The following is a 15,300-nucleotide window of genomic DNA, read 5'->3' on the forward strand; positions in this document are numbered from 1 at the left end:
GACCCTAGACTGCACGGTCCGTGAACAACCTACAGCGACCATGCAACAGACCACCCTGCGCACACTGTCCACCATCCTCTCCGCCGCTGTCGCCATGGCGCTTGCCGCCTGCGGCGGCGATGGCCCCGCCGGTGCCGAGCCGGTTTCGGTGCCCACCCTGATCGGCTTCGCCAGCCTGCCCGCCGACTCCTACGTGGACGGTCCCACCAGCGGCAACTACATCAGCGGTGCCGACTACACCAGCGCCACCGCCACGTACGGATACACACTGCCGTTCGCCAACAAGCAGCCGATGCAGGGCTTCTCCGCGCTGGCGAACGGCCCGGCCGCCGGCTGCTTCTACGTCATGCAGGACAATGGCTTCGGCAGCAAGCCGGCGTCGCCCAACGCGCTGCTGCACATGTACGCGATGAAGCCGGACTGGGTGTCGGGCAAGGTCGCACCGGCGAACTTCGCCAACTGCGACAGCCTGGCCGGCTTCGACGGCGGCAGCTACATGCGCCTGCGCGACCCGGACCGCAAGCTGGGCTTCGCCATCGTGGCCGACGCCGCCACCTATCCGGGCACCACGCAATCCGGCGCGACGTTGCCGGTGGACCCGGCGATCAAGGCTGGCCGCCTGCTGACGGGCGGCGACCTCGACCTGGAGTCGATGGTGGTGGATGGCGACGGCAACTTCTGGTTCGGCGACGAGTTCGGCCCGTTCCTCGTCAAGACCGACCGCACCGGCAAGGTGCTGGCCAAGGCCGTGCCGCTGCCGAACACCTTGAAACTGGGCAGCAACCCGTTGATCCAGTCGCCCAGCAATCCGACCCTGGGCACGGCCGCGCCCAACCTGCCCAATTCCGGCGGCTTCGAAAGCATGACGATCAATCCGGCGCGCACGCGCATCTACACGCTGCTGGAAAAGGACGTCACCGGCGATACCGACCCGCAGCGCCGCGTCCTGAACGTGTTCGACATCGCCACCAATGCCTACCTGCCGACCGCCTACTCGTACCGCGTGGGCGCCGGCACCTATGTCAACGCCGCCGGCGCGACGGTGCCGGAGATCTTCAGCGTCAACGACATGACGGCCATTAACGACCACGAGTTCCTCGTCGTCGAGAAGGATCGCGGCGCGGGCGATGCGCGCGCCGGCTTCCCGGCCAGCGGCGCGGAACGCGTCGCGGCACGGGTCAAACGGGTCTACAAGATCGACTTGAACAAGGTCGATGCCAACGGCTACCTCGTCAAGGAGCTGGTGGTGGACCTGATGCGGATCGCCGACCCGCGCAAGCTGGGCGGCGCGGCCACCATCGACGGCGTCTTCACGTTCCCGATGGAGTGCGTGGAAGCGGTGCGCATCGTCGACCGCTCCACGCTGCTGCTCGTCAACGACAACAACTACCCGGGCGGCTCCGGCTCGAGGAAGCGCAACCGTCCGGACGACGACGAGTTCATCCTGGTGCGCCTGCCCGTGCCGCTGAACGTGCAGTAGGGCGGCCCGGTCCGGGACCAGGGGTTGCTCCGACGTCAGCCGACAACCCACCCATGACGAATGGCACATGCGCCGCATGCATGGCGTCCCTACACTGGCGCAGCTGGCGGCCGGATGGTCCGGCCGCCGCCAACGTCAAAGGACATCATGCATCGCTTCGCGAAGGGCGCACTCGCGCTCGCACTCACCCTCTCGTCCACGGCCGCGCTGGCGCAAGCCTACGGCGGCATCGCCATCGGCAATCGCGGTTCGCAACACTGGCAGGACCCCGTCACCGGCGTCTCGGTCGGCCCGTCGGACCGCAAGTCGCCATTGATCGTCCATGCGGGCTGGAAGATATCGGACGACTGGGCCATCGAAGGCGGCCATGCGCGCCTGATGGACGCCGACTTTGCCCACGCCGGTCGCGCCTCGTCGGGCGAATCGGCCGCGACCTATGTGGCGGCGCGCTGGCGCCGGCCGCTGACGCAATCCGTGGCGTGGTATGCCAAGGCCGGCGTGGCGCGCAATACGCTGGAGGTGACGGAGACCGGCAGCGCGACCGACAAAGCGCACAAGGTCAGGCCGATGGTGGCGTTGGGCGTCGAGTACGCATTCACGCCGCACGTGGCGGCCACCGCGGAGGTGGCCAGCTACGGCAAGGTGTCCACGCGCCGCTCGCACATCTCGCACAACCTGCTGCAACTGGGCCTGCGCTTCGACTACTGATCTTCGACTACCGATCCACCCGGCGGGGCATCAGATCAGTTCGAGCTCGATGCCCCGCAAGACCGCGCGTACTCGGTCGTGCACGCCCAGCTTGGCCAGCACGCTCGACACGTGATTCTTGACGGTGCCTTCGCTGGAGCCCAGGTGCCCCGCGATCTCCCCGTTCGACAATCCGGCCGCCATCAGCGCCAGGATCTCCGTTTCCCGCGCCGTCAGCGTGGCCGCCGGCGCTTCGCCCGGCTGGGCGCGCCGGAACGACGCGCGCGTGCGTTCCGTCAGCGCGGGCCGGAACAGCGTCTGCCCGGCCGCCACCGCGCGGATGCCGTCGGCCAGCCGCTCCAGCGAGATGTCCTTCAGCAGGAAGCCGCGCGCCCCCGCCTGCATCGCGTCGAACAGCGCGGCGTCGTCGTCGAACGTGGTCAGCACGATCGTCGGCGGCAGCGGCACGGGCGGGGCGCGCAGCAGCTCGATGCCGCCGCAGCCGGGCATGCGCGCATCGAGCAGCAGCACATCCACCGCATGCTGCGCCAGCAGGCGCGCGGCATCGAGGCCGTCCGCGCCCTCGGCGACGACGCGGATGTCGTCCGTCAGGTCAAGCAGGCCGCGGATGCCGCTGCGCACGAGGGTCTGGTCGTCCAGCAGCGCGACGCGGATCATGCCGCGCTCCCGTCGACGGGTACCGTCATCACGACCGCCAGGCCCGGTGCGCCCGCTTCGAGACGCAAGGCACCGCCCAGTTCCGCCAGCCGTTCGCGCATGCCGCGCAGGCCATTGCCCTCGACGATGCCGCGGCCGCGCTGGCCGTCATCCGTGACGCGCGCCACGGTGCCGGTACCGTCGTGCAGCAGCTCCACCGTCAGCCGGCTGGCCTGCGCATGGCGCAGCGCGTTCGTCACGGCCTCCTGGATGCAGCAGTACAGCGCATGGGCCACCGGCGCCGGATGGCGGGCCGCGGCCGGATCGATATGCAGCGTTGCCGGCAGCGTCGGCAGGGCGCTGCAGAGTGCATGCAGCGCGGCGCCCAGGTCGATCGACTGGTCGTGCCGGGTGTGCGACACCACGTTGCGCACCTGCGCCAGCAGGTCGGCGCTGACGGCACGCGCCGTTGCCAGGGCTGGTGTCGGCGTGCCGGCCTGGCGCGCGGCCAGGTCCAGGTGCAGGTTCAGCGCCGTCAGGTGGTGGCCAATGCTGTCGTGCAGGTCGCGCGCGATGCGCTGCCGCTCCGCGCCGCGCACCGTCTCGCCCAGCAAGGCCTGCGTGGCCAGGACCTGCGCGTGCGCATGCGCCAGCGTCTCGCGCATGCGGTGCTCGCGCTGCACGAGGCGCCCCATCAGGAATGCCGCCGCCAGCACGGTGCGCTCGGCGGTCAGGTAGGCCAGCAACTGCCACTGCGGCGGCGCGTGTTCGCGGCTTGCCATGTCCAGCACGAGCGCAATGTCGACCAGTACGCCCAATGCATATTGCGCGGCCAGCCAGGCCAGCCCGGCGCGCCAGGGCAGCAGCATGGCCAGCTGCACGGCCAGCACCAGGTGCAGGGGCAGCGCATCCAGCACCGTCACGCAGGCCAGTTGCAGCGCGAGCGCCAGCCTGCGGCGCCGTGCTGGCGGCCGGCAGGCCGCGACCACCGCCGCCGTCATCGCCAGCACCGCCAGCAGCTTGGCCACCGTGTAGACCTGGAACAGGGCCATGATGCGCGTGGACTCGGGGGCGCCGTGCGTCAGCGGCGCTACGGCCGTCACGACGGCCAGGCCGATGGGGTTATGCAGCGGCGTCTGGCCGGGGCCCGCGGCCAGGATGGCGGCGATGTGCAGGAACGCGAACAGCGCGGCGGTCGCGGTGGCGATGGTCCAGGGGGCGATGCGCCAGGTGCGCGGGTCGGTCGGGGAGCGGCTCATCGTGGGTGGCGTGGTGGGCGGAACGGCATTGTATGCCGGCCGCGCCGCGCCTGACAGTGCCGGAAGTCATGCGCAACCAAGTCACCGATGCTTCAGTCCTCGCGTGTACCCTGCGCCTGCGCCGCCATCTGCTGGCGCAACAGGTACTTCTGGATCTTGCCGGTGACGGTCATCGGGAACGCATCGACGAAGCGGATGTAGCGGGGGATCTTGTAGTGCGCGATCTGGCCATTGCAGAAGGCCCGGATCTCCGCTTCGTCCACCGTGTGGCCGGGCCGCACGACGATGCACGCGCACAGCTCCTCGCCGTACTTCTCGTCCGGCACGCCCACGCATTGCACGTCCAGCACCTTCGGGTGGCGGTACAGGAATTCCTCCACTTCGCGCGGGTAGATGTTCTCGCCGCCGCGGATCACCATGTCCTTCGAGCGCCCGACGATGGTCGCGAAGCCGTCGGCGTCGATCACGGCGAGGTCGCCGGTGTGCATCCAGCCGGCGGCGTCGATCGCCTCGCGCGTCTTGTCCTCGTCGCCCCAGTAGCCCAGCATGACGGAGTAGCCGCGCGTCAGCAGCTCGCCGGTGGCGCCACGCGGCACGATGCGCCCGTCCGCATCGACGATCTTCACTTCCAGGTGCGGATGCACGCGCCCGATCGTCGTCACCCGCAGCGGCACCGGATCGTCCACCGAACTCTGGAAGCTGACGGGCGACGTCTCCGTCATGCCGTAGGCAATGGTGATCTCGTTCATGTGCATGCGCTCGATCACGCGGCTCATCACCTCGGCGGGGCAGGGCGAGCCGGCCATGATCCCGGTGCGCAGCGTGGCCAGGTCGTAGCGGCCGAAGTCGGGATGGTCCAGCAGCGCGATGAACATCGTCGGCACGCCGTGCAGGCCCGTGCAGCGCTCCGCCTGCACCGTCGCCAGCACCGCCTGCGGCTCGAAGCCTTCGCCCGGGAACACCATCGTCGCGCCGTGCGTCACGCAGGCCAGGTTCCCCAGCACCATGCCGAAGCAGTGGTACAGCGGCACCGGGATGCACAGGCGGTCCCGTGGCGTCAGGCGCATCGCTTCGCCCACGAAGAAGCCGTTGTTCAGGATGTTGTGGTGGGTCAGCGTGGCGCCCTTCGGCGCGCCTGTCGTGCCGGACGTGAACTGGATGTTGACGGCATCGTCGAACTGCAGCACGTCGTCCAGCGCGCGCAGGCGCTCCAGTTGCGCCGTGCCGGGCGCCGCCAGCAGCGTGTCGAAATTGCGCATGCCGGGCGTGGCGTCACTGCCCAGGCGGATCACGTGGCGCAGTGCCGGCAGCTTGGCGGCGCGCAGTGCGCCCGCTGGCGCGTGGTGCAGCTCGGGAACGACGTCCTGCACCATGGCGATATAGTCGCTCGACTTGAAGGAGGGCGCCAGCACCAGCGCGCTGCACTGCACCTTGTCCAGCACGTATTCCAGCTCGGACCGGCGGTAGGCCGGATTGATGTTGACGAGGACCAGGCCGGCGCGCGCGGTGGCGAACTGCACCAGCACCCACTCGGCGCAGTTCTGCGACCAGATGCCGATCCGGTCGCCCGGCCGCAGGCCGAGCTCCAGCAGGTTGGCGGCCAGCGCCGTGACGCGAGAGTCGAAGTCGCGGTAGGTCCAGCGGATGCCCTGGTGCGGTACGACCAGCGCTTCATTGTCGGCATGGCTTGCTGCGATGTCGGCGAGGTGACGGCCGATGGTGGCGCCGATCAGCGGCACGTCGTGGGGGCCGTGCACATAACTGGCTTGTTGCATGCTGTCTCCTGTATTTTTTGCGTACGCATGATTTATTGCTGAATTGTTTCAGCAGCCTCCAGCCTAGCACCGACGCACCCGTCGGCCAAGCGGGCCTGGTTGGGCCTGGGAACTCAGCAATTCTCACGTGAAGCTTGCATGAAGAATCGCAACGGCCGTCGTTGGATTTCGTAATTGAAACCCGTTCGTTATGTAAGCAAAATGCAACACAGCCCGCTACGGCACCACCTTAAAACTTTACAATGGTGCAACTCGGAGTGAGGGGAGACAACCATGCTGAGAACGCATCGCATCGCGCTGCTTTTCAATGCCAATAAAATTTTCGACCGCGAAGTCATCACGGGGATCGCCGGCTACCTGGCCAGCACGCGCACGGCCTGGGACCTGTTCCTGGAAGAGGATTTCCGCGCCCGGCTGTCCGGCATCGACCAGTGGCAGGGCGACGGCATTATCGCCGACTTCGACAACCCCGCCGTGGCCGAAGCGCTGGCCTCCTGCCGCGTGCCCGTCGTGGCCGTGGGCGGTTCGTACGAGAGCGGTGCCGACTACCCGCCCGGCGTGCCGTATGTCGCCACCGACAACTTCAAGCTGATCAAGCTGGCCTACGACCACCTGATCGAGGCGGGGTTACGCAACCTGGCCATGTTCAGCCTCCCGGAAGCACAGGAGAATCGCTGGGCGCAGGAGCGCGAGAAGGCCTTTACCCGGCTGACGCTGCGCGACAAGCTGGAGCCGGCGATCTACCGCGGCCAGTGCACCAGCGCGCCGCTGTGGAACGAGGCGGTGGAGCAGCAGATCGCCTGGCTGCACAGCCTGCCGAAACCCGTCGGTATCATCGCCGTGACGGATGCCCGCGCGCGCCAGCTGCTGCAGGCCTGCGCTCTGGCCGGCATCGAGGTGCCGGAGCAGGTCGCGCTGATCGGCATCGACAACGACCCGCTGGCACGCATGCTGACGCGCATTCCGATGAGCTCCGTGATCCAGGGCGCCGAGGAGATGGGCCGCACGGCGGCCCACTTGCTGGACCAGATGCTGCATGGCGTGCGCCTGGCCGACACCCGCATCCTGGTGCCGCCGGCCGGCATCAACGTGCTGGCGTCCAGCAAGCACGAACGGGCCAAGCATCCCCACGTGATGCGGGCGCGCCATTTCATCCGCCAGTACGCCTGCCAGGGCATCAAGACGGACCAGGTGGCCGACTACGTGGGCATCTCGCGCTCCACGCTGGAATGCTACTTCCGCCAGGAGCTGGGCTGCAGCGTGCACGACGAGATCCTGCGCCTGCGCCTGGAAGCGGCCATCGCCTACCTGGACCGGGGCGACTGCAACCTGACCGACGTGGCCATCAAGTGCGGCTTCACGTCCAGCCAGTACATGCACTCTGTCTTCAAGCGCGAGCTGGGATGCACGCCGCGCGCCTGGCAGGAGCGGGCCCGCAGCAGCGCCCCGGCCCTGGGGCTGCCCACGTTGGGCATCCCCGACCTCCAAGCCTGAAAGCGCAGGTCATGAACTTCAAATCAGCACCGACCCTTCCCATGCCATGTACCGAGGCCCAGCTGTTCACACTGCGTAATGCGTACGGCATGCGCGTTACCGTCAGCGAACGCGGCGCCGCGCTGGTGTCGTGGTGGGCGCCGGACCGCTACGGCCGCATGGCCGACGTGCTGCTCGGCTACCCGAGCGACGCGCAATACCGCCACAACCCGTCGTACTTCGGCGCCATCATCGGGCGCTGGGCCAACCGCATCGCGCAGGGCCGCTTCATGCTGGACGGCCGCCCCGTGCAGGCCGACGTCAACGACCGTGGCAATCACCTGCACGGCGGCGACGCCGGCTTCCACTGCGCCCAGTGGCGCGGCGTGCTGGCGCACGGCGGCCTGACCCTGCGCCACGTGTCGCCGGACGGGCAGGGCGGCTTTCCCGGCAACGTCGAGGTACAGGTGTTCTACCAGCTCGACGACGAAGGTTGCCTGTCGATCGAATACCAGGCCACGTCGGACGCGCCGACGCCACTCAACCTGACGTCGCACCCGTACTTCAACCTGAACGGCGGCGTGGGCGACGTGGGCGACCACATGCTGCAGATCGACGCCGATTACTACCTGCAGGTCGACCCGGCCGGCATTCCCATCGGCCGCGCGGCCGTGGGCGGCACGCCGTTCGATTTCCGCCAGCCCGCCGCCATCGGCCCGCGCCTGCGCTGGCCGGATGCGCAACTGCGCCAGGCCGGCGGCTTCGATCACTGCTACTGCCTGTCCGACGGCGCGCCCGGCGGCACCCAGGCGCTGCGCACGGTGGCGCGCGTGTACGACCCGGGCTCGGGCCGGCAGTTGCAGGTGGCGACGACCGAGGCGGGCCTGCAGTTCTACAGCGGGAACTGCCTGGAAGGCGTGCAGGGCCGCAGCCGCCAGCCGTACGCCCGCCACGACGGCTTCTGCCTGGAGGCGGGCGCGTATCCGGACCAGCTCAACGGCCAGCATGCGGCGGCCGTGATCCTGCGCCCTGGCCAGGTGTACCGGCAGACCACCGTGTACCGGCTGGCGCTGCAATGCTGAACCATCAACCAAGAGGAGACAATGCAATGAAGAAGATCATGGCAGCCGCCGTTGCGGCATCGATGTTGTTGCTGGCCAGCGGCACGGCCAGCGCGGATGCGAAGAACCCGAAGATCGGCTTCTCGATCGACGACCTGCGCCTGGAGCGGTGGTCGCGCGACCGCGACTACTTCGTCGCGGCGGCCACCCAGCTGGGCGCCAAGGTCTTCGTGCAGTCGGCCGACGGCAACGAGCAGAAACAGATCTCGCAGATCGAGAACCTGATCGCGCGCGGCGTCGATGCGATCGTCATCGTGCCGTATAACGCGACCGTTCTAGGTAACGCTATCAAGGAGGCGAAGAAGGCCGGCATCAAGGTCATTTCCTACGACCGGCTGGCGCTGAACGCGGACATCGACGCCTACATTTCGTTCGACAACAAGGCCGTGGGCGAGATGCAGGCGCGCGCGCTGGTGGAGCGTACGCCGAAGGGTAATTACTACCTGCTGGGCGGCGCGCCCACCGACAACAACGCCAAGATCCTGCGCGAAGGCCAGATGGCCGTGCTGCAGCCGCTGGTGGACAAGGGCGACATCAAGATCGTCGGCAAGCAGTGGGTCAAGGACTGGAGCCCGAGCGAAGCCATGGCGATCGTCGAGAACGCGCTGACGGCGAACGGCAACAAGATCGACGCCGTGGTGGCCTCCAACGATGGCACCGCCGGCGGCGCGATCCAGGCGCTGGGCGCGCAGAAGCTGGCCGGCAAGGTGCCCGTGTCGGGCCAGGATGCCGACCTCGCGGCCGTGCGGCGCGTGGTGGCCGGCACCCAGGCGATGACGGTGTACAAGCCGTTGAAGGCCATCGCCAGCGAGGCGGCCAAGCTGTCCGTGCAACTGGTGCGCAACGAGAAGCCGGCCTACAACTCGCAGTACGACAACGGCTTCAAGAAGGTCAACTCGCTGCTGCTCAAACCCACGCCGCTGACCAAGGCCAATATCGACGTGCTGGTCAAGGACGGCTTCTACACCAGCGCGCAGCTGGCCGGGAAGTAAAGCCGGGAAGCAGCAGCACCGGTGGCAGGCACCCGAGCGCGAGTCGCCGACTCGCACGCGGGTGCCTGTCGCCGCGGGTTTACCGTAACCATCACAGAATCGAACGATGCCACGTATTTTCCCTGCCTTGCTTGTCGCCTTCGCCGCATCCACCGCCCACGCCGCCCCCGCTGACCTGACCGTCTATGACGGCAAGCCCGCGCGCGGCTGGCACGTCACCGCCGCCCACTCGGAAGGCCAGGCGGTTCTGCGCGGCAGGAGCGCCGTCGTGCCGCCCAATCCGAAACAGCCCGAGGCCGTGGTCCGTGCCGACGCCGTCAAGGCGGGCAAGCGGGATGCGCTGGTGCTGAAGTTCCGCGACACCTGGTATGCCAGCCTGCGCATCGAGGGCGACGAGCAAGGCGACGCCGGGGCGCGCGACTTGCGCCCGTACGCGCCGGACGGCGTGCTGGCGTTCGACCTGGACGTGCGCGAGATGAGCAAGGGCGGCATCTACTTCCAGCTGGGCTGCGGCGAGGACTGCGAACGCAAGGTGCCGTACGTGTTGCAGTCGCGCGCGGCAGCGGGCAAGGGCTGGCGCCACCTGGAGTTCCCGCTCGGCTGCTTCCAGCGCAAGGGCGACGACTTCTCCGCCATCCGCCGGCCGTTCTCGATCGAAGCGAACGGCTCGGGCGAGGTGGCCGTCGCCAACGTGCGCTTCAAGCGCGGCGGCAAGCCCAATGCGCAATGCCCGGACTACCGCACCGTCTCCGTCACGCCGGAACCGCTCAACGAGCCGTGGTCGCTGGACTGGTGGATGCCGCGCCACGAGCAGAAGCTCAAGGAGGTCGCGCAGCGCCGCGCCACCGGCACCATGCCCGAACTGGTGTTCGTCGGCGACTCCATCACGCAGGGCTGGGAAAAGGCGGGCAAGGAGGAGTGGGAGCGCCGCTATGCGCGCCATCACGCGCTGAACCTGGGCTACAGCGGCGACCGCACCGAGAACATCCTGTGGCGGCTGCGGCACGGCGAGGTCGATGGCCTCACGCCCAAGGTCGTGGTGCTGATGGCCGGCACCAACAATACGGGCCACCGCCAGGAGGACCCGGCCACCACGGCCGCCGGCCTGGGCCAGGTCGTGGCCGAACTGCGCCAGCGCATGCCCGATGCCAAGGTGCTCGTGCTGGGCATCTTTCCGCGCGACGCGCAGCCGGACAGCCGCCAGCGCCGCATCAACGACGACGTCAACCGCCGCATTGCCGGCTTGGCCGACAACCGTCACGTGTTCTACCACGACGTTTCCGCCGCGTTCCTGGACGCCGACGGCGAGCTGCCGACCGACGTGATGCCGGACCTGCTGCACCCGAACGCGCGCGGCTACGCGCTGTGGGCCGAAGCCATGGAGCCCGTGCTGCAAAAGCTCCTCGGCGGCTACCGCTGGGACAGCGTCGCCATCGGCGGTGGCGGCTTCGTCACGGCCGTGGTTCCCAGCCCGTCCGAGCGCGGCGTGGCGTACGCCCGCACGGACGTGGGCGGTGCCTACCGCTGGGACGGCCAGACGGCGCGCTGGACCGCGCTGCAGGACTGGGTGGACGAGGACCAGACGGGCCTGCTGGGCGTCGACGCGCTGGCGGTCGATCCGCACGACGCGGCCAGGGTCTACCTGCTGGCGGGGATCGCCTACCTGAACGGCGGCCGCACTGCCGTGCTGCGCTCGCACGACTACGGCAAAACGTTTGCCGTGACCGACGTCAGCGCGCAGTTCAAGACCCATGGCAACGGCATGGGGCGGCAGAACGGCGAGCGCCTCGCCGTCGATCCGCACGACGGCAACGTGCTGTACGTGGGCACGCGTGCCGACGGCCTGTTCCGCAGCGCCGACGCGGGCGCCACCTGGCGCCGGCTCGACGGGTTGGACGTGCGCGCCACGCCCAACGGCGTCGGGATCGCCTTCGTGCTGCCCGATCCCGCCTCGCGCCGGCTGTACGTGGGCGTGTCGCGCTACGGCAGCGTGGGGCCGCACCTGTATCGCAGCGACGACGGTGGACGCACGTTCGCGCCGCTGCCCGGCACGCCGCGTGACCTGATGCCGCACCGGGCCGCGCTGGACGGGCAGGGCAACCTGTTCGTCACGTTTGCCAACGGCGCCGGGCCGCATCCGGACAAGCAAGGCGCCGAACCGGTCAACCGCGGCGGCGTGTGGAAGTACGCCGGCGCGGCCGGCACGTGGCAGGAGGTCACGCCGCGCGGTGCCCGCAGCGCCTTTTCCGGCATCGCCATCGACCGCAACGACCCGCGCCGCATGCTGGTCTCGACCATCAATACGTTCGTGCCGCAGGGCGATCCCGCACTGGGCGAGAAGGGCGACCGCATCTACCTGTCGCGCGATGGCGGCGCCAGCTGGACCGACCTGGTCGCGCGCGGCATCGCCCGCGACAGCGCCGGCATCGACTGGATCCGCGGCCATGGCATCCACTGGACTGGTTCGATCGCGTTCGACCCGTTCGACGGGCGGGCGGCCTGGGTCACGTCCGGCAACGGCGTGTTCCATACCAGGGACCTGGACGCCACGCCCACCACGTGGCGTTTTGCCGTGCAGGGCATGGAAGAGACGGTGCCCCTCAATTTTGTCAGCGTCCCGGGCGGTCCCGCGATCTCGGTGGTCGGCGACGTGGACGGCTTCGTCCACCGCGACCCGGGCCGCTACAGCCCCACGCACCAGCCGCGCATGGGCACCACGTTCGGGCTCGCGCTGGCCGGCGGACGCGCCGCCGTGCTGGCCCGGGCCGGCGCGCGGGTCTATACGAGCATCGACGGCGGGGTGAGCTGGCAGGCTGCGCCCGTCGTGAAGGGAAAGAACGGCCAGCTGGCGCTGTCGGCCGACGGCACGGTGCTGCTGCACAGCCCCGCGCAGGCGGCGACGACCTGGCGCAGCACGGACCTGGGCAAGAGCTGGGCGGCCGTCGCGGGGCTGGCCGGCGCCGATACCCGGCCGGTGGCCGATCCGGTCGACCCGCTGCGCTTCTACGCCTACCAGGATGGCACGTTCCACGTCAGCAGCGACGGCGGCAAGTCGTTCGCCCAAGCCGCGCAGCTGCCGGCGGGTGGCTCCAACGTCGTCGGCGTGATGCCCGGGCGCGCCGGCGACGTGTGGGTGGCGCTGCGCGATGGCGGGCTGGCCCGCTCGACGGATGGCGGCAAGACCTTTGCGACGCTGGCCGGCATTGCCTACGCGGGCGCAGTGGGCTTCGGCAAGGCGGCGGACGGCGCCTCCGATCCCACCGTCTACCTGTGGGGGACGCATGGCGGCCGGCGCGGCGTGTACCGTTCTACGGACGCTGGCGCAAGCTGGCAACGTATCAACGACGACGCCCACCAGTACGGCGGCCCGGGCGACGGCCGCTTCATCGTGGGCGACATGAACGTGTTCGGGCGCGTCTACATGAGCACTGCCGGACGCGGCATCGCCTACGGCCAGCCGGCGGACGTGCTGTGACGGCCCGCTTGCTGGCGCTGGCCGCACTGCTGGCGGCGGGGCAGGTGCTGGCGGCGCCCGAGCTGGCCCTGCGCTACGAGCGGCCCGCCGCCGAGACGGCCGAAGGCTGGGAGCGCGAGGCGCTGCCGGTCGGGAACGGCCGCATCGGCGCGATGGTGTTCGGCCAGCCGGGCCGGGAGCACCTGGCCTTCAACGACATCACCCTGTGGACGGGCGACAGCAAGACGATGGGCGCGTTCCAGCCGTTCGGCGACCTGCTGGTGGACCTGCCCGGCCATGAGCGGGCGACGGATTACCGGCGCACGCTGGACCTGGCGCGCGCGCTGCATACCGTCGGCTACACCCACGCGGGGGTGCGCTACACGCGCGAGGTGCTGGCCAGCCATCCGGCCGACGTCATCGTCGTGCGCCTGACGGCGGACCGGCCGGGCGCCCACAGCGGCACGGTGCGCCTGACCGACATGCACAGCGCCCACGTGCGCGTGGCCGGCAACCGGCTCTACGCGACGGGATCGCTGGCCGGCTTCGTGGTGACGCCGCAACTGGGCAACCAGTGGACGCCGCCGCACCAGCCGCCATCGAGCAATGCGATGGACTACGCCAGCCAGGTGCAGGTGCTGCATGCCGGCGGCACCGCGACGATGGATGGCGACAGCGTACGGTTCAAGGACTGCGACAGCGTCACGCTGGTGCTGGGCGCCGGCACCAGCTACGTGCGCGATGCCGGCCGCCGTTTCCAGGGCGAGCATCCGTTGGCGCGGGTGACGGCGCAGGTGACGCGGGCGGCGGCGCAAGGTTGGGACTCGCTGCTGGCCGCCCACGAGCGCGACTACCGGGCGCTGTTTGACCGCGTCGACCTGGACGTCGGCACTGCCGCGCCGGAACGCCGCGCGCTGCCGACCGACCGCCGCATCGAAGCCTACACGGCGCACGGCCAGGACCCGGAACTGGAGGCGCAACTGTTCCAGTTCGGCCGCTACCTGCTGATCGCCAGCTCGCGCGGGCCGTTGCCGGCCAACCTGCAAGGCCTGTGGAACAACAGCCTGACGCCGCCGTGGAACGCGGACTACCACACCAACATCAATCTCCAGATGAATTACTGGCCGGCCGAGACGGCCAACCTGTCCGAACTGGCCGAACCGCTGTTCGGCTTCGTGCAGGCGCTGGTGCCGGCCTATCGCCAACTGGTCGCGGACAGCGCGCGCCACGGCCCGCCGCCGTCGAATGCCGGGGATGCCAGCCAGCAGGCGGAGGCCGAGCCGGTCGAAACGTTCCGCCGCGCCGACGGCCGCCCCGTGCGCGGGTGGACGGTGCGGACGGAATCGAACCCGTTCGGCTACACGGGCTTTCGCTGGAACAAGACGGCCAACGCGTGGTATGCGCAGCATTTCTGGGAGCACTACGCCTTCACGCAGGACCGCGCGTTCCTGCGCGCCACGGCCTATCCCTTGATGAAGGAAGTGAGCCAGTTCTGGCTGGACTACCTGAAACGGCTGCCGGACGGGCGCCTGGTGGCGCCGCACGGCTGGTCGCCCGAGCACGGGCCCGTCGAGGACGGCATCGCCTACGACCAGCAACTGGTGTGGGACGTGTTCGACAACACGGCGCGGGCCGCGCGCATCCTGGGCGACGCGGCGTTCGCGCGGCAGGTGGCGGCCGCCCGCGACCGCCTGGCCGGGCCACGGGTGGGCAGCTGGGGCCAGTTGCTGGAGTGGCTGGAGGAGAAGCGCGACCCCGTGCTGGACACGCCACGGGACACGCACCGGCACGTGTCGCACCTGTTCGGCGTATTCCCCGGCCGGCAGATCACGCCGCTGCGCACGCCGGCGCTGGCGGCGGCCGCGCGCAAGTCGCTGGACGCACGTGGCGATGCGGGAACGGGCTGGTCGATGGCGTGGAAGATGGCGTTCTGGGCCCGGCTGCACGACGGCGAGCGCGCCCACACGATGCTGCGCGGGCTGCTGGCCAAGCCGGGCGCGCGCGCCGCCGCGCAGGCATCGCAGGGGACGGAGCACAACAACGCTGGCGGCGTCTATCCGAACCTGCTCGATGCCCACCCGCCGTTCCAGATCGACGGCAATTTCGGCGCCACCGCCGCCATCGTCGAGATGCTGGTGCAATCGCATGACGGCGCCATCGACCTGCTGCCTGCGCTGCCCGCCGCCTGGCCGGACGGCGCCGTGCGCGGACTGCGGGCACGGGGCGGGTACGAGGTCGATATCGCCTGGGCCGGCGGCAAGCTGACGGTGGCCACGATCCGCGCGGTCGTGGGGCCGGCACGCACGGTGCTGGTGCGCCATGGCGGCCGCAGCACGCGGCTGTCGATCACACCGGGGACGGCGTCCCGAATATTCGGAGCCGATGAATAAAACCAGGGTCAG

General features: G+C 69.6%; 10 protein-coding genes. 7 read left to right on the forward strand and 3 right to left on the reverse strand.

The window, feature by feature from the left end; translation table 11 throughout:
• Positions 1–40: 40 nt before the first annotated feature.
• Complete coding sequence (locus PX653_RS03540) at positions 41–1,480, forward strand: esterase-like activity of phytase family protein (RefSeq protein WP_277416546.1); 1,440 nt, start codon at positions 41–43, stop codon at positions 1,478–1,480.
• Between the two features lie 147 nt (positions 1,481–1,627).
• Positions 1,628–2,188 carry an outer membrane beta-barrel protein gene (locus PX653_RS03545; protein ID WP_277416547.1) on the forward strand — a complete coding sequence of 187 codons (561 nt, stop codon included), beginning with the start codon at positions 1,628–1,630 and terminating at the stop codon, positions 2,186–2,188.
• A 30-nt stretch (positions 2,189–2,218) separates the two neighbouring features.
• On the opposite strand, the gene PX653_RS03550 is transcribed toward PX653_RS03545, so the two are convergent.
• The 3 genes from PX653_RS03550 to PX653_RS03560 all read right to left on the reverse strand — a co-directional run bounded on the left by PX653_RS03550 (position 2,219) and on the right by PX653_RS03560 (position 5,858).
• Entirely contained in the window at positions 2,219–2,845 is a 627-nt protein-coding gene (locus PX653_RS03550) for a response regulator (protein ID WP_277416548.1), read from the reverse strand.
• The gene (locus PX653_RS03555; RefSeq protein WP_277416549.1) at positions 2,842–4,083 is read right to left on the reverse strand and encodes a sensor histidine kinase; all 1,242 of its coding nucleotides are present in this window, start codon (positions 4,081–4,083) and stop codon (positions 2,842–2,844) included. The genes PX653_RS03550 and PX653_RS03555 overlap by 4 nt, the downstream gene beginning before the upstream one ends.
• Positions 4,084–4,175: 92 nt before the next feature.
• On the reverse strand, positions 4,176–5,858 hold the full coding sequence (locus PX653_RS03560) for an AMP-binding protein (RefSeq protein WP_277416550.1): 1,683 nt from the start codon (positions 5,856–5,858) through the stop codon (positions 4,176–4,178).
• 273 nt (positions 5,859–6,131) lie between these two features.
• Here PX653_RS03560 and PX653_RS03565 point away from each other — a divergent pair, with 273 nt between their 5' ends.
• The 5 genes from PX653_RS03565 (at position 6,132) to PX653_RS03585 (ending at position 15,288) form a co-directional block, all read left to right on the forward strand.
• Positions 6,132–7,352 carry a XylR family transcriptional regulator gene (locus tag PX653_RS03565; RefSeq protein ID WP_277416551.1) on the forward strand — a complete coding sequence of 407 codons (1,221 nt, stop codon included), beginning with the start codon at positions 6,132–6,134 and terminating at the stop codon, positions 7,350–7,352.
• A gap of 41 nt (positions 7,353–7,393) precedes the next feature.
• Entirely contained in the window at positions 7,394–8,413 is a 1,020-nt protein-coding gene (locus PX653_RS03570; protein ID WP_277416552.1) for an aldose epimerase family protein, read from the forward strand.
• Between the two features lie 26 nt (positions 8,414–8,439).
• Positions 8,440–9,444, forward strand: a complete 1,005-nt coding sequence (gene xylF / locus PX653_RS03575; RefSeq protein ID WP_277416553.1) for a D-xylose ABC transporter substrate-binding protein — start codon at positions 8,440–8,442, stop codon at positions 9,442–9,444.
• A 106-nt stretch (positions 9,445–9,550) separates the two neighbouring features.
• Positions 9,551–12,919 (forward strand): GDSL-type esterase/lipase family protein, encoded by a 3,369-nt coding sequence (locus PX653_RS03580; protein WP_277416554.1) that lies wholly within the window; start codon positions 9,551–9,553, stop codon positions 12,917–12,919.
• Positions 12,916–15,288, forward strand: a complete 2,373-nt coding sequence (locus tag PX653_RS03585) for a glycoside hydrolase family 95 protein (protein WP_277416555.1) — start codon at positions 12,916–12,918, stop codon at positions 15,286–15,288. Before PX653_RS03580 ends, PX653_RS03585 begins: the two co-directional genes overlap by 4 nt.
• Positions 15,289–15,300 lie beyond the last annotated feature (12 nt).

The organism is Pseudoduganella chitinolytica, assembly GCF_029028125.1.
GTDB classification, from domain to species: domain Bacteria; phylum Pseudomonadota; class Gammaproteobacteria; order Burkholderiales; family Burkholderiaceae_D; genus Rugamonas; species Rugamonas chitinolytica.

Bases quoted from the DNA above. Each gene is read 5' to 3' on its own strand.
- PX653_RS03540 (WP_277416546.1), top strand. From the start codon at position 41: ATGCAACAGACCACCCTGCGCACACTGTCCACCATCCTCTCCGCCGCT.
- PX653_RS03545 (WP_277416547.1), top strand. From the start codon at position 1,628: ATGCATCGCTTCGCGAAGGGCGCACTCGCGCTCGCACTCACCCTCTCG.
- PX653_RS03550 (WP_277416548.1), bottom strand. From the start codon at position 2,845: ATGATCCGCGTCGCGCTGCTGGACGACCAGACCCTCGTGCGCAGCGGC.
- PX653_RS03555 (WP_277416549.1), bottom strand. From the start codon at position 4,083: ATGAGCCGCTCCCCGACCGACCCGCGCACCTGGCGCATCGCCCCCTGG.
- PX653_RS03560 (WP_277416550.1), bottom strand. From the start codon at position 5,858: ATGCAACAAGCCAGTTATGTGCACGGCCCCCACGACGTGCCGCTGATC.
- PX653_RS03565 (WP_277416551.1), top strand. From the start codon at position 6,132: ATGCTGAGAACGCATCGCATCGCGCTGCTTTTCAATGCCAATAAAATT.
- PX653_RS03570 (WP_277416552.1), top strand. From the start codon at position 7,394: ATGCCATGTACCGAGGCCCAGCTGTTCACACTGCGTAATGCGTACGGC.
- xylF (WP_277416553.1), top strand. From the start codon at position 8,440: ATGAAGAAGATCATGGCAGCCGCCGTTGCGGCATCGATGTTGTTGCTG.
- PX653_RS03580 (WP_277416554.1), top strand. From the start codon at position 9,551: ATGCCACGTATTTTCCCTGCCTTGCTTGTCGCCTTCGCCGCATCCACC.